This is a genomic window from Bacillus sp. SIMBA_026 (assembly GCF_046535335.1).
Classification (GTDB): Bacteria; Bacillota; Bacilli; order Bacillales; family Bacillaceae; genus Bacillus; species Bacillus velezensis.
In genome coordinates, this window is sequence record NZ_JAWRWX010000001.1 from 224,903 (window position 1) to 239,110 (window position 14,208).

The 14,208-nt window shown below is 48.0% G+C and carries 15 protein-coding genes; 13 read left to right on the forward strand and 2 right to left on the reverse strand.

What is annotated here, in order from left to right; genetic code table 11:
- Nucleotides 1–45: 45 nt before the first annotated feature.
- From SB847_RS01245 to SB847_RS01260, 4 genes are all read left to right on the forward strand, one after another.
- Nucleotides 46–1,107, forward strand: coding sequence for a carbamoyl phosphate synthase small subunit (locus tag SB847_RS01245; RefSeq protein ID WP_410562875.1), 1,062 nt, complete (start codon nucleotides 46–48; stop codon nucleotides 1,105–1,107).
- Entirely contained in the window at nucleotides 1,100–4,195 is a 3,096-nt protein-coding gene (gene carB, locus SB847_RS01250; RefSeq protein ID WP_410577280.1) for a carbamoyl-phosphate synthase (glutamine-hydrolyzing) large subunit, read from the forward strand. Before SB847_RS01245 ends, carB begins: the two co-directional genes overlap by 8 nt.
- Nucleotides 4,183–5,154 carry an ornithine carbamoyltransferase gene (gene argF, locus SB847_RS01255; protein WP_038457606.1) on the forward strand — a complete coding sequence of 324 codons (972 nt, stop codon included), beginning with the start codon at nucleotides 4,183–4,185 and terminating at the stop codon, nucleotides 5,152–5,154. Before carB ends, argF begins: the two co-directional genes overlap by 13 nt.
- Nucleotides 5,155–5,229: 75 nt before the next feature.
- Entirely contained in the window at nucleotides 5,230–5,409 is a 180-nt protein-coding gene (locus tag SB847_RS01260; RefSeq protein ID WP_003155070.1) for a YjzC family protein, read from the forward strand.
- 36 nt (nucleotides 5,410–5,445) lie between these two features.
- Here SB847_RS01260 and SB847_RS01265 read toward each other — a convergent pair whose 3' ends face one another.
- Nucleotides 5,446–5,631: a YjzD family protein gene (locus tag SB847_RS01265; protein ID WP_007409129.1), complete on the reverse strand. Its 186-nt coding sequence runs from the start codon at nucleotides 5,629–5,631 to the stop codon at nucleotides 5,446–5,448.
- A gap of 260 nt (nucleotides 5,632–5,891) precedes the next feature.
- Here SB847_RS01265 and SB847_RS01270 point away from each other — a divergent pair, with 260 nt between their 5' ends.
- The 4 genes from SB847_RS01270 (at nucleotide 5,892) to SB847_RS01285 (ending at nucleotide 8,522) form a co-directional block, all read left to right on the forward strand.
- Nucleotides 5,892–6,626, forward strand: coding sequence for a lipase family protein (locus tag SB847_RS01270; protein WP_038457610.1), 735 nt, complete (start codon nucleotides 5,892–5,894; stop codon nucleotides 6,624–6,626).
- A gap of 82 nt (nucleotides 6,627–6,708) precedes the next feature.
- A complete protein-coding gene (locus SB847_RS01275; RefSeq protein WP_082997832.1) occupies nucleotides 6,709–7,275 on the forward strand; it encodes a Rossmann-fold NAD(P)-binding domain-containing protein in 567 nt (188 codons plus the stop codon).
- A gap of 89 nt (nucleotides 7,276–7,364) precedes the next feature.
- Complete coding sequence (locus SB847_RS01280) at nucleotides 7,365–8,318, forward strand: BMP family ABC transporter substrate-binding protein (RefSeq protein WP_007610578.1); 954 nt, start codon at nucleotides 7,365–7,367, stop codon at nucleotides 8,316–8,318.
- Between the two features lie 12 nt (nucleotides 8,319–8,330).
- The gene (locus tag SB847_RS01285; protein WP_003155061.1) at nucleotides 8,331–8,522 is read left to right on the forward strand and encodes a ComZ family protein; all 192 of its coding nucleotides are present in this window, start codon (nucleotides 8,331–8,333) and stop codon (nucleotides 8,520–8,522) included.
- A gap of 28 nt (nucleotides 8,523–8,550) precedes the next feature.
- On the opposite strand, the gene SB847_RS01290 is transcribed toward SB847_RS01285, so the two are convergent.
- Nucleotides 8,551–8,769: a hypothetical protein gene (locus SB847_RS01290; protein WP_007610579.1), complete on the reverse strand. Its 219-nt coding sequence runs from the start codon at nucleotides 8,767–8,769 to the stop codon at nucleotides 8,551–8,553.
- Nucleotides 8,770–8,936: 167 nt separating this feature from the next.
- Between SB847_RS01290 and SB847_RS01295 the strand changes: the two genes are divergently transcribed.
- From SB847_RS01295 to SB847_RS01315, 5 genes are all read left to right on the forward strand, one after another.
- The gene (locus SB847_RS01295; RefSeq protein WP_007409122.1) at nucleotides 8,937–9,875 is read left to right on the forward strand and encodes a beta-ketoacyl-ACP synthase III; all 939 of its coding nucleotides are present in this window, start codon (nucleotides 8,937–8,939) and stop codon (nucleotides 9,873–9,875) included.
- 22 nt (nucleotides 9,876–9,897) lie between these two features.
- Nucleotides 9,898–11,136 carry a beta-ketoacyl-ACP synthase II gene (gene fabF, locus SB847_RS01300; protein WP_410577283.1) on the forward strand — a complete coding sequence of 413 codons (1,239 nt, stop codon included), beginning with the start codon at nucleotides 9,898–9,900 and terminating at the stop codon, nucleotides 11,134–11,136.
- A gap of 82 nt (nucleotides 11,137–11,218) precedes the next feature.
- Complete coding sequence (locus SB847_RS01305; RefSeq protein WP_029325951.1) at nucleotides 11,219–12,004, forward strand: DUF2268 domain-containing putative Zn-dependent protease; 786 nt, start codon at nucleotides 11,219–11,221, stop codon at nucleotides 12,002–12,004.
- Between the two features lie 173 nt (nucleotides 12,005–12,177).
- On the forward strand, nucleotides 12,178–13,164 hold the full coding sequence (locus SB847_RS01310; RefSeq protein ID WP_029325950.1) for an ABC transporter ATP-binding protein: 987 nt from the start codon (nucleotides 12,178–12,180) through the stop codon (nucleotides 13,162–13,164).
- Entirely contained in the window at nucleotides 13,161–14,150 is a 990-nt protein-coding gene (locus tag SB847_RS01315) for an ABC transporter ATP-binding protein (RefSeq protein WP_410577285.1), read from the forward strand. Before SB847_RS01310 ends, SB847_RS01315 begins: the two co-directional genes overlap by 4 nt.
- Nucleotides 14,151–14,208 lie beyond the last annotated feature (58 nt).

A 14,208-nucleotide genomic window follows, 5' to 3' on the forward strand; every position in this document is an offset into this window, starting at 1 on the left:
AAATTCATATTTTTAATTAATTATTCATCAAGAGGTGGGCTTTAGATGAAAGGCTATTTAGTATTGGAAGACGGAACATCATTCGGCGGTGAACTTGAAAAAGAGGCCCGCTGTGTTGGCGAAGCTGTTTTTTTCACCGGTATGACGGGCTATCAGGAAGTGCTTACAGACCCGTCATATAAGGGCCAGATCATCGTCTTTACGTATCCGCTGATCGGAAACTACGGAATTAATGAAAAAGACCTTGAAAGTAAGATTCCTCAAGTCAAGGCTGTTGCCGTCTATGAAGCGTGTGAACATTTTTCTCACCATGAAGCAGTCTCAAGCTTGAGAGAGTATTTAAATAAATGGAACATCCCGCTCTTAACCGAAGTGGACACACGGGCCGTCGTCAAAACCATCCGCTCCGGCGGCACGATGAACGCTGCCGTGTCAACAACAGGAGAGATTCCCGCAGCAGCATCCGGAACAGAAAACCCGGCGGAGCTGGCGCAGTCTGAAGACATCACGTCAATGGGGAACGGAGACCGGCATATTGCGCTGATTGATTTCGGTTATAAAAAATCAATCGCCTCGTCACTTGTAAAGCGCGGCTGTAAAGTAACGGTCATTCCGTATCAGCAGATGAACGCTGTTTACGACATTCAGCCTGACGGAATCGTGCTCTCAAACGGCCCGGGCGACCCGAAAGCGATTGCGCCGTACATGAACCGGATTACATCATTACTCAGTGATTTCCCCGCACTCGGCATTTGCCTCGGGCATCAGCTGATTGCTCTGGCTTTCGGAGGAAATACGTATAAGCTGCCGTTCGGCCACAGGGGTGCCAACCATCCCGTCATTGACCGGAAAACGAAACGGGTGTTTATGACAAGCCAGAACCACAGCTATGTCGTTGATGAAGCATCAATTGACGAAAACGAGCTGTCCATCAGATTTCATCATGTCAATGATACATCAGTGGAAGGGCTCATTCATAAGCGCCTTCACGTATTAAGCGTCCAGTTCCACCCTGAAGCTCACCCCGGACCGGCTGAGAGCGAGTGGATATTTGATGAATTTCTAGAGAAAGTGATACCAGCAAGGAGAGAAATCGCTCATGCCTAAAGATACAACCATTTCCAGCATATTAGTCATCGGCTCCGGCCCCATCATCATCGGCCAGGCGGCTGAATTTGATTATTCAGGAACGCAGGGCTGCATGGCTCTGAAAGAAGAAGGATACCGCGTTATTCTAGTCAACAACAACCCGGCAACGATTATGACGGATGAGGCGTTTGCCGATGAAATATATTTTGAACCGCTCACAACCGACAGCATCGAGGCTATTATTGAAAAAGAAAAACCGGACGGTCTGCTTGCCAATTTGGGCGGCCAGACGGCATTGAATTTAGCCGTTAAGCTTGAAGAAGCAGGCGTGCTGAAGAAGCATCACGTCAAGCTTTTGGGAACATCGGTGGAAACCATTCAAAAAGGCGAAGACCGGGAGCAGTTCCGCGCCCTGATGAAAGAGCTCGATCAGCCCGTTCCGGAAAGCGAAATCGTCGACAACGAAGAAGACGCCCTCCGCTTCGCTGAGTCTATCGGGTTTCCAGTCATTCTGAGACCGGCGTACACGCTAGGCGGAAAGGGAGGCGGAATCGCGAAAACGAAAGAATCGTTTCAGACGCTTATTAAACAGGCGCTGTTAGCAAGCCCGATCAGCCAATGCCTCGTCGAAAAAAGCATCGCCGGTTTTAAAGAAATCGAATATGAGGTCATGCGTGACAGCAATCATACATGCATCACCGTCTGCAATATGGAAAACATCGATCCCGTCGGCGTGCATACAGGAGACTCCATCGTCGTCGCACCGTCCCAGACGTTAACGGATGAAGAATATCAGATGCTGCGTTCAGCAAGCCTGGCGATTATTTCGGCGCTGGATGTGGTCGGCGGCTGCAACATTCAATTTGCGCTGGATCCGTTCAGCAAACAGTACTATGTCATTGAAGTGAACCCGCGTGTCAGCCGCTCTTCAGCTCTCGCGTCAAAAGCGACCGGCTATCCGATTGCCAAAATGGCGGCGAAACTTGCCGTCGGCTATACGCTTGATGAACTGAAAAATCCGCTGACGGGCTCTACTTATGCAAGCTTTGAACCGGCGCTTGATTATGTCATCGTCAAATTCCCGCGCTGGCCGTTTGATAAATTTAAACATGCCGACCGCACGCTCGGAACGAAGATGAAAGCGACGGGAGAGGTCATGGCGATCGAAAGAAATATGGAAGCGGCCATTCAAAAAGCGGCGGCCTCCCTTGAGCTGAAAACGATCGGCACCCGCCTGCCTGAACTCGGCGGCTGTACGATCAATCAGCTGTGGGAATTAGCGGTAACGCCGGATGACCGGAGATTTTTCGTCGTCATGGAACTGTTAAGCCGCGGTGAAACGATAGAAGACATCCATGCCAAAACAAAAATTGACCCGTTTTTTCTTCATGTATTCCGAAATATCATCACATTGGAAAACAAGCTGATGGAAGAAGGGGATCATCTGTCTTTCCCGCTTTTAAAGCAGGCGAAGGTAAAGGGCTTCACGGATGTTATGATCGCATCTCTCACAGGAAAAACGGAAGAAGACATCCGTGCTCTCAGAAAGAAATCAGGCATCGTCCCGTCGTTTAAAATCGTAGATACATGCGCCGCTGAATTTGATGCCAAGACGAATTATTTCTACTCCACCTACCTCGGGGAAAGCGACGGAGATATCAGCCGAAAAGAGAAAAAACGCGCCCTCATCATCGGCTCAGGCCCGATCCGCATCGGTCAGGGAGTGGAATTTGATTACAGTGCCGTCCACGGCGTTCTGACCCTGCAAAAGCTGGGTTTTGAAACGATTATGATCAATAACAATCCGGAAACAGTAAGCACGGATTATGAAATCGCCGACCGGCTTTATTTTGAACCGCTGACGACAGAACATATTTTAAACGTGGCGGAATATGAAAACATTGATTTTGCCATCGTCCAGTTTGGGGGACAGACCGCGATCAATGCCGCTGAACCGCTGGAAAAAGCGGGCATTCCGCTGCTCGGAACATCCTTTGAAACCCTTGATGCGCTGGAGGATCGGGATCTGTTTTATCAGCTGCTTGATGACCTTGACCTGAAACATGCCAAAGGCGAAACCGCTTATTCAAAAGAAGAAGCAACGGAAAAAGCAAGCCGAATCGGCTACCCCGTGCTGATCCGTCCGTCTTATGTCATCGGGGGGATGGGCATGATTATCGTTGATTCAGAAGCGCAAATGTCAGAACTGCTGGAAAATGAAGCGGGCATGCCGTATCCGATTTTGATCGATCAGTACATTACAGGAAAAGAATTGGAGATCGATCTGATTTCCGACGGACATGAAGTATTCGTGCCGACTTACACAGAGCACATTGAGCGCGCCGGCGTCCATTCGGGCGACAGTTTTGCGATTCTTCCGGGTCCGTCTGTCACACCTGATATGCAGCGGAATATAAAAGAGGCCGCCGAAAAAATCGCGGTAAAACTGGCTTTTAAAGGCATCATGAACATTCAGTTTGTCATTGATGAAAAAGGGGATATTCTCGTTCTTGAAGTGAACCCGCGGGCAAGCCGCACGGTTCCTGTCGTGTCTAAGGTGATGGGGGTGCCGATGATCCCGCTTGCCGCCAGATTGCTGGCCGGCGCTTCCCTTAAAGACATCAAGCCCGAGGTTCAAAATCAGCACGGAACGGCAGTGAAATTCCCGGTTTTTTCTTCTCACGCCATTCAGGATGTGGACGTAAAGCCCGGGCCGGAAATGAAGTCGACCGGAGAAGGCATGTGTGTCGCGTTTGACGCAGAAAGCGCCCTGAAAAAAATCTACGCGCACGTTTGGGAGAAAAAAGGCAGCATCTATCTGGAAGGCTGTGATGCGGAATTGGAACGTCAGGCTCAAGAGGCGGGATTTACCGTATGCAAAGATGCGTTCCCGGCATGGGCAGAGCGAAAGGATAAAGCGGTCCATATCAATTTCAATCACTCTGAAGAAGCGCGTAAACAACGGATCGAAGCCATGACGCACGGTGTGACGGTCTTTACTGAACCGGAAACCGTAAAGGCATTTTTAGCAAGCGGCTCCGGCAAACCTCAGCCTGTATCGCTCAAAGATCTTTATCAAAAGGAAGTGGCATCATGCACACAATAAAAGCGGAACACACATTAACCCATTTGTACGGCAAAGATTTTCTTTCCTTAAAAGATGTCAGCCCGTCAGACATCAATGCGCTTCTGACAGAAGCTTCATTATTAAAACAACATCCGATACAGCCGATTTTCCAAGGGAAAACATTGGCGATGATTTTTGAAAAATCTTCAACCCGCACACGCGTGTCTTTTGAAGCGGGAATGGCCCAGTTCGGGGGAACGGGACTATTTCTTTCAAGCAGCGACCTGCAGCTTGGGCGGGGGGAGACGGTCGCGGATACGGCGAAGGTGCTGTCCGGATTCGTTGATGCCATTATGATCCGCACCTTTGAACATGAAAAAGTCGAAGAGCTTGCCGAGCATGCAGACATTCCCGTCATAAACGGGCTGACCGACCGGTACCACCCGTGTCAGGCACTCGCGGATCTGTTAACGATACAAGAAATAAAAGGAGAACTGAAAGGAGTAAAAGTTGCCTATATCGGTGACGGAAATAATGTGGCGCATTCACTTATGATCGGCTGCGCAAAAATGGGCTGTGACATTGCGGTTGCTTCGCCGAAAGGCTATGAAGCAGAGGAAGAGGCGGTGAATGCCGCAAAAGAAGCGGCGGCTGTTTCCGGAGCGAAAATCACCCTTACCGAAAATCCGCAGGAAGCGGTGCGGGATGCAGACGTGATTTACTCCGACGTCTTCACGAGCATGGGGCAGGAGGAAGAGACGCAGCAGCGGCTGAATGTGTTTGCCCCGTATCAAGTCAACGCCTCACTCGTCAGTCTCGCCAAACCTGACTATACATTTTTGCATTGCCTGCCCGCGCATCGGGAGGAAGAGGTCACGTCCGAGATTATCGACGGCCCGAACTCTGCGGTATTCCAGCAGGCGGAAAACCGGCTTCACGCGCAAAAAGCGCTCCTGAAAGCTCTTCTTTACAAACAGGATGAACAAAAAAACCGCTGAATCTCATTCAGCGGTTTTTGATATTTCTCCGCATACAAGCGCATACTACATAAAAAAGAAAAAGGAGGAAATGACGTGGGACAGCAGCATCAATTCCGCCCGGGACAAAAAGCGCCGAATAACGGTGTGTACGTTGAAATCGGCGAAACGGGAAGCATGGTCAAAAACCCGCAAAAAATTAAGCTTACGGTGGGAGAAATGTTCCCTGAAACTTCAAACCACAACAGATTGTGGACGTATCAACGAAAACCGTGAACACAAAAAAACCTGCTGAATAGCAGGTTTTTTTATTTAATGCTGGCTTGCATCCTGTTTGACAGGCATGATCTCCGCAAGAACAAAGACAAGCACCGCAATAACTACGGCAATAACGGATGATTGCTTGAAATTGTACGCCGCGCTGTTCATGGAGGCGACCAAATAACAGGCCATATGTGTTAAAAGGAACGTCCAAATAAAACCGATAATAAACCGCACGTTTCCACCTCGTCCTTCATTTTATTCTACGTTGTATCATACCATACATAAGGCGCGGGCGGAAGGTCATTTTCTCATCAAAAAGCGCGCCTGAAACTGACATGTGCCCGCCTGTCCGGCCGTCTGAAGGAAAATTCGGTTCCTGTGCTTGGGATAATAGCCAAAACATAGCAGCAAATAGGAGTTTATCCGATCCGTTTTCATTCTTCTTACATATGATAGCCAATAGAGAGATTAGGAGTAAAAGGAGGCGGGCAGGCATGGGGATTACGGAAAGATTTTTCCAATTCGGATCTGAGCCGAACGTCATCCATCTGCCGTATCGGCCGAACGGCTTCTGTATCTTTATTCTGGGGGACAGAACCCACTTTGTCAGCCGGGACTCAAGCTTTTGGCTCGAACATGAAGGGAGAAAGCAGCTGTTACATGTGCTGCTTGACAGAGGGTACACCATTTTTAACAGCAATTTATACGGACGGCATTGGGGTTCGGAAAAAGCCGCTCTTTACGCCAGACAGCTGGTTCATTATGTGCTGAAACAAGAAACCCTCAATCCGAAAATACACTTGCTCGCAGAAGGCATGGGCGCCCTTATCGCCGATCAATTGCTGCAGTCTTCACCGGAGCATATCCGTTCAGCCGCAATGTTAGATCCTTGTCTTGATCTTCAAGCCCATTTTGAATCAGAGAAAGAAAATAAGTTTTTTTATAAGCAGTTCCTGAGGGAAACGGCACAAAGCTTCGGTGTTTCTGAAAAAGAGGCAAGCTCACTGAGCTATCAGACCATTACCGGCTGCCGCACCAGCGTGCCGGTACATATATGGCAAAGAACGACCGGAGCGCCGTACCCGTACACCCTGCATGCGAACGCGTATAAAGAAGCCCGGGAAAAGACTGGAAGCAAGACTGATATCACGTATCACCTGCTTGAGAACCCTGCGCGTATGTACAGAGCCATCTGCCGGTTTTTCCGCAGTCATGAAAAAGACCTGTAATGAATAGAATACAACAGCCATCTCTTTTCAGAGGGCTGTTTGGCTTGTGTGCGAATGAAAAACCGGAAAGGCGGCAGATGTGATGAAGACAGCGCTGATCATTGGAGCAGATGAATTTCTCGGCCTTTCATTGTGCGAACGGTTGATGGATGAGGGTGTGCATGTCGATGTCATTTTGGCAGAACCGGAGGACAAAACGAGGCAGCTGTATTTAGAAGAACGTTTAATGTGGCTCGCGAGAAACGGGCTTTTTCAAATAATAGATGAAATCGGTGAAAAGGAATACGATCGTATCTGCGTTCAATACGGGAGCGGGTGTCTGCCTGAAGAAAGGGCTGAGCCTTTATATTGGATTGTTTACAGTGAGGATCACGGAGACTGGAAAAAAAACGGTCAGCGGGATACGGCAAAAGCGATTATCCTTCCTCCCCTTTACGGTCCGTGGACAGAAGCAAAAGAAGATGGCGAAAGCAGGATCTTTTTAGAAGACGCAGTCTGCGGGCTGATGAATCAGCTTGAGGCTGACGGCACAGAAGACGAAAATCAGATTATTACCCTGGAAATAAAAGAAAAAACGCAAAAAACGGAAGCGGAAGAAAAAATTCAAGAGTGGAAAAGACAATTTTCATCAATATTCGACATTTTTTAAGAAATACCTTCCATGTTATGTGCATTACCGCTACAATAAACGTATATCAATTATATATGTTATGAGTTTGAAAAGGGGTTGAACATGGCTTGATCACCAGGCTTGTCATGATCTTTTCTCTCCTCCTTTTATTGAGCGGATGCGCACAAACTCCGTTTAAAGGAAAAATTGAGAAGGTCGGAATGCTTTTTCCTGATACCATCAGTGACTTGGTATGGGGCACAAAAGGTTACAAAGGTTTATTAGCGATACAATCTGAATTTAACGTTGACGTTTATTATAAAGAAAATATCAGATCCGATGAAGATATTTTAAAAGCGATAGATGATTTTCATAAAAAAGGAGTCAATCTTTTATACGGGCACGGAAATGAATACGAGGAAATCTTCAATATGATCAGCAAGGATTATCCCGACATGGAATTCGTCGTCGCAAACGGAACGGCGAAAAGCGATAATGTCACAAGCGTTCATCTTATGGGAGAAGCAATGGGCTTTTTCGGGGGAATGACGGCCGCCCATATGTCAAAAACCAATGAGGTCGGCGTCATCGCCTCCTTTTTGTGGCAGCCTGAAGTAGACGGCTTTATCAAAGGGGCGAAATATGAAAAACCCGATATCACCGTCAATACTGAATTTACGGACCACTGGGATAACGGCAATGAAGCGCTGCATCTTTACGAAAAGTTAAAAGCGGAAGGCACGGATGTTGTATATCCGGCCGGAGACGGGTATAATGTTCCTGTCATTCAGCAAATCAAAAAAGACGGGCTTTACGCCATCGGCTATGTCGCCGAGCAATCGAATCTCGGCAAAAACACGGTGCTGACAAGCACGGTGCAAAACGTAGATAAAGCCTATACATTAATTGCCGAGCAATATAATAAAGGTACGCTCAAGAGCGGAGATCACAACTTTGATTTCAGGGAAGGAGTCGTTGAAATGGGGACGTTCAGCCCTCTGGTGGACAAAGCATTTCAAGACAAAATCTCAGACCTTGTAAAAACGTATAACCGAACAAATGAACTGCCGTCAAATGAATAGAGGTGGATACACATGCAGCATGAAAAGTCTCTTGAATTTATGCAGATCGCGATGAAATACCTGCCGGAAGCAAAGGCGGAGCTTGAGAAATCCGGCATAGATCTGTCTATGGAAATGATTCAGCCGTTTATGGACCTGTTTACATCGGTCATGGCGGAAGCGTATGAGCTTGGCAGATCTGATGCCGGGGAGCTGAATAAATAAAGAGAGCCACTTTTCATGAAGTGGCTTTTCACATGATTTTTTTCTTTATAGCGGACACCATCGGCGCGAAGTCTTTAAATACGGGCTTTAATTGATCCAGAGAGTTCATGATGGATCCCAGCTGATTCATCACGTGGTTGTAATCGATCTCTTCTTCGTTTTCAGCCTGAGGCTGCTCAGGGGTTTCTTCCGGTTCTTTATCCCGGTCTCTGGAATCGCCGAACATCATTTTGGAGAAAATATCCATAGTGAAGCCTCCTTTCGTCTTCCTTTTATTCTATGAGGAGAAGCGTCCGATAGTTTAGACGAATATATTGCCAACAGAAAAAAAATAGGGTAGAATTAGTACCTGATACTAATAATTGATCATAACTAATTAGTTTTAAATTCATTATAAAAAAGGAGTCTTTTCCAATGAAAGCTGGAATTCTTGGCGTCGGCCGTTACATCCCGGAAAAAGTGCTGACAAATCATGATCTTGAACAAATGGTAGATACATCGGACGAGTGGATTCGTACGAGAACAGGTATAGAAGAAAGAAGAATCGCCGCGGAAGATATGTATTCATCCGGCATGGCCGCTGAGGCTGCGCAAAAAGCGCTTGATCAGGCCGGCATTTCCGCTGAGGAGCTTGATATGATCCTCGTGGCGACGGTTACTCCTGACCAGTCTTTCCCGACCGTTTCCTGTATGATACAAGAGAAGCTCGGGGCCAAAAAAGCGTGCGCGATGGATATCAGCGCCGCGTGTGCGGGTTTTATGTACGGTATCGTAACCGCCAAACAATTCATTGAATCGCAAACATACAAACATGTCCTCGTGGTCGGCGTGGAAAAGCTCTCAAGCATTACCGACTGGGACGACCGCAATACGGCTGTGCTGTTCGGAGACGGAGCCGGAGCGGCGGTCATCGGACCGGTCAGCGACGACAGAGGCATACTGTCATTTGAGCTCGGAGCAGACGGTACAGGCGGCCAGCACTTGTACTTAGATGAAAAAGGGCATACAATCATGCATGGAAGAGAAGTATTCAAATTCGCCGTCCGGCAAATGGGTGAATCGAGTGTAAATGTCATTGAAAAAGCCGGCCTCTCCAAAGAGGACGTAGACTTTTTGATTCCGCATCAAGCAAACATCCGCATCATGGAAGCGGCACGGGAACGTTTGGAGCTTCCGGTTGAAAAGATGTCTAAAACAGTCCATAAATATGGAAACACATCCGCAGCATCCATTCCGATTTCATTAGTAGAGGAACTGGAAGCAGGCAAAATTAAAGACGGCGACGTCATCGTCATGGTCGGTTTCGGCGGAGGATTGACATGGGGCGCCATAGCAATACGCTGGGGACGATAAAAAAAAGTGAGGTGCACACAAGATGAGTAAAAAAAGAGTAGTCGTTACAGGGCTTGGAGCCCTGTCTCCGCTTGGAAACGACGCCGAAACAAGCTGGAAAAATGCAATCGGCGGCGTATCCGGAATCGGACCGATCACACGTGTGGAATCGGACGAGTATCCGGCGAAAGTAGCTGCTGAACTGAAAGATTTCAATATTGAAAATCACATGGATAAAAAAGAAGCGCGAAAAATGGACCGCTTCACGCAATACGCTGTCGTAGCCGCGAAAATGGCCGTTCAAGATGCCGGTCTTAACATCACAGATGAGATCGCGCCGAGAGTCGGCGTTTGGGTCGGGTCCGGAATCGGCGGTCTTGAAACGCTTGAATCCCAATTCGAAATCTTCCTGACAAAAGGGCCGAGAAGGGTCAGCCCGTTCTTTGTTCCGATGATGATTCCTGATATGGCGACAGGCCAAATCTCAATCGCTCTCGGAGCAAAAGGAGTCAACTCCTGTACGGTGACGGCATGTGCGACGGGAACGAACTCTATCGGTGACGCGTTTAAAGTCATTCAGCGCGGCGATGCCGATGCGATGATTACGGGCGGAACAGAAGCGCCGCTGACAAGAATGTCATTTGCGGGCTTCAGTGCAAACAAAGCCCTTTCTACAAATCCTGATCCGAAAACGGCAAGCCGCCCGTTTGATAAAAACCGTGACGGCTTTGTCATGGGAGAAGGCGCGGGGATCATCGTGCTTGAAGAGCTTGAGCATGCCCTTGCCCGCGATGCGAAAATCTACGGGGAAATTGTCGGCTACGGCTCAACGGGTGACGCCTACCACATTACCGCGCCTGCCCAAGACGGGGAAGGCGGTGCCAGAGCGATGCAGGAAGCAATCAAAGATGCGGGCATCAAGCCTGAAGAAATTGATTACATCAACGCTCACGGCACAAGCACGTACTACAATGATAAATACGAGACAAAAGCCATTAAGACCGTTTTCGGTGATCATGCGTACAAGCTTGCCGTCAGTTCGACAAAATCAATGACAGGTCATTTGTTAGGCGCTGCCGGAGGAATTGAAGCAATCTTCTCCGTCATGGCCATTAAAGACGGCATTATCCCGCCGACGATTAACATCGAAACACCTGATGAAGAGTGTGATTTAGATTATGTACCGGACAAAGCGCGCGAGCAGGATGTCAACGTCGTTCTCAGCAACTCGCTCGGCTTCGGCGGACATAATGCCACTTTGATCTTTAAAAAATATCAATAATACAGTTTTGATCGGCTGCCTGAAAAAGGTGGCCGGTTTTTTTGTGCGTGCATATGATAACAACAAGAGGAGGCGAACCGGTATGAGCGTCAAGCAGACATATCAATGGATGGAAAAGGCGGCATCCGTAAATGATCTGGCCCCGCATCTTTTGCCGCTTTTTTCAGGGGCCGATAAGAAAGAGTGGAAGCCGATACTCGGGATGCTGCAAAACCACGGCATGTTCCGCCATTTGAAGGACGGCGTCAGGACCAGTAAACGGCTGAAAGAAAAAGGATGCTACAGTCATATTCAAAAGGAGGAAGCCTATTTAAAGGAGAAGTGGAACGGGCCGGACGTGCCGATCGTAGTTTTGCCCGTCGATGAACGAAACCGGAAAATCCGTCAGGAATTCGGATCAAAATCCGGTCTGGCCTTTCGGGACAAAATGTTCCTCTTTCTATCGTCGGATAGTTCCAATTCAGCTGTATCCGCCCTTATGACACATGAATATAATCACGTCTGCCGGTTAGAACATGTGACAAAGGACGAAAAAGATGAGACATTTCTTGATACAATCATGATGGAGGGGCTGGCAGAATATGCTGTATATGAGCGGTTCGGCTCAAGTCTTACGGCGGAATGGACGTCATACTATACGCCTGAGCAGCTTGATTTTCTGTTTGAAAAAAGAGTCAAGCCGAACCTCCGCTTAACGAGAGACAGCAGAATGTTTTCCCAGCTGTTATACGGAAAAGGATACTTCCCCTCAATGCTCGGCTATGCTGTCGGATTCAATATAGTAAAAAAATATTTAACCGACCATCAAAAAACAGTAAAAGAAGCATTGGCCATCCCTTCAAAAACCTTTCTGGAGGCAACGCATTAATAGATTAAAAGAATGGAAATTATTTAAGGATATTACATTTATCCTAAAAAATTCTTGCTTTTGTAATAATGATGTAATAATATACAACTATAAAATTTTTCGACTATTCTATATTTTGTGATAGCGAAACGTATGTTTCCCTCTGCTTCAGCGGAATGAGAAAGGGGCGTATCATGAGCACACTATTAGAAGTGAATAATTTAAAGACCTATTTTTTCAGAAAGAAACAGCCGATCCCCGCAGTCGACGGGGTTGATTTTCACATTAACAAAGGCGAAACCGTCGCTCTTGTAGGAGAATCCGGCTCGGGCAAAAGCATCACCTCGCTTTCTATTATGGGACTTGTCCAAGGCTCGGGCGGAAAAATTATGGACGGCTCGATTAAGCTTGAAGGCAGGGACCTGGCCTCCTTCACCGAAAACGAATATTGCAAAATCCGCGGAAATGACGTCTCTATGATCTTTCAGGAGCCCATGACTTCCCTGAATCCGGTGCTGACCATCGGCGAACAAATTACCGAAGTGCTTGAATACCATAAAAAAATGAATAAAAGAGAAGCGGCTAAAAAAGCCGTTGAGCTTCTGGAGCTCGTCGGATTCTCCAGAGCGGAACAAGTGATGAAAGAATATCCGCACCGTCTTTCCGGAGGGATGAGACAGAGGGTGATGATCGCCATTGCGCTCAGCTGCAATCCGAAGCTTCTGATCGCTGATGAGCCGACGACGGCGCTTGATGTGACGATACAAGCCCAAGTATTGGAGCTGATGAAAGACCTCTGCAAAAAATTCGATACTTCCATTCTGCTGATCACTCACGATTTAGGTGTGGTTTCCGAAGCCGCCGACAGGGTGATCGTGATGTACTGCGGACAAGTCGTAGAGAGCGCGAGTGTGGAGGACTTATTTTTAAACCCTCTTCATCCGTATACCGAAGGGCTGTTAAACTCCATACCGGTGATAGATGGAGAGATTGATACATTAAAAGCGATCAAAGGCAGTGTCCCGACACCGGATAATCTTCCGGAAGGCTGCCGATTCGCCCCGAGGTGTTCAAAAGCGATGGACAAATGCAAAACAGGGCAGCCGGAGCTGATAACGCATGAAAGCGGCCGTTCTGTAAGATGTTTTTTATATGAGGAAGAGGGTGCCCAATCAAAATGACAGCTGCAGGCCAAGAAACGATTTTAGAGCTGAAAGACGTAAAAAAATATTTCCCGATCCGCTCCGGTTTTTTTCAAAGGAAAGTCGGTGATATAAAGGCTGTTGACGGCGTTTCTTTTTCACTGAAGCGCGGGGAGACGCTCGGCATCGTCGGTGAATCAGGATGCGGCAAATCAACGGCGGGAAGGACGATGATCCGTTTATACAAGCCGACAGACGGCCGGATTCTTTTTAAGGGTCAGGATATCTCGGGCTTATCTGAAGAAAAGCTGAGAAAAAGCGTCCGCAAAAACATCCAGATGGTCTTCCAAGATCCCTTCGCATCCCTTAACCCGAGGAAAACGCTGCGTTCCATCATTAAAGAGCCGTTCCAGACTCACCATATGTACAGCATGAGCGAGCGGAACGAGCGAGTGGAGGAGCTGCTGGCGAAAGTCGGCCTTCATCCGAGCTTTGCAAACCGCTATCCGCATGAATTTTCCGGGGGGCAGCGCCAGCGGATCGGGATTGCGCGGGCTCTGACGTTGAATCCCGAGCTGATTATTGCGGATGAACCCGTTTCCGCACTCGATGTCTCCATTCAGGCCCAGGTCATCAATCTGATGGAAGAACTGCAGGAAGAATTCAACCTGACCTATTTGTTTATTTCTCATGATTTGAGTGTTGTCCGCCATATCAGCGACAGAGTCGGCGTCATGTATCTGGGGAAAATGATGGAGCTGACCGATAAACACGAGCTGTACGGCAATCCGCTTCACCCTTATACGCAAGCGCTTTTGTCTTCAGTGCCCGTCACGAGAAAAAAAGACGCCGTCAAGCGGGAACGAATCATCCTGAAAGGAGAACTGCCAAGCCCGGTAAACCCGCCGAAAGGCTGCGTGTTCCACACGCGGTGCCCGATGGCCAAACCGATCTGCAAGGAACAAATCCCGGCATTTGAAGAAGCCGCTCCCGGCCATTACGTCGCCTGCCATTTATATGCCTGAAATGACAAGCTTCGAGAGGGGGTATGCCGGATTACATAACCAGTTTGCTGCATATATA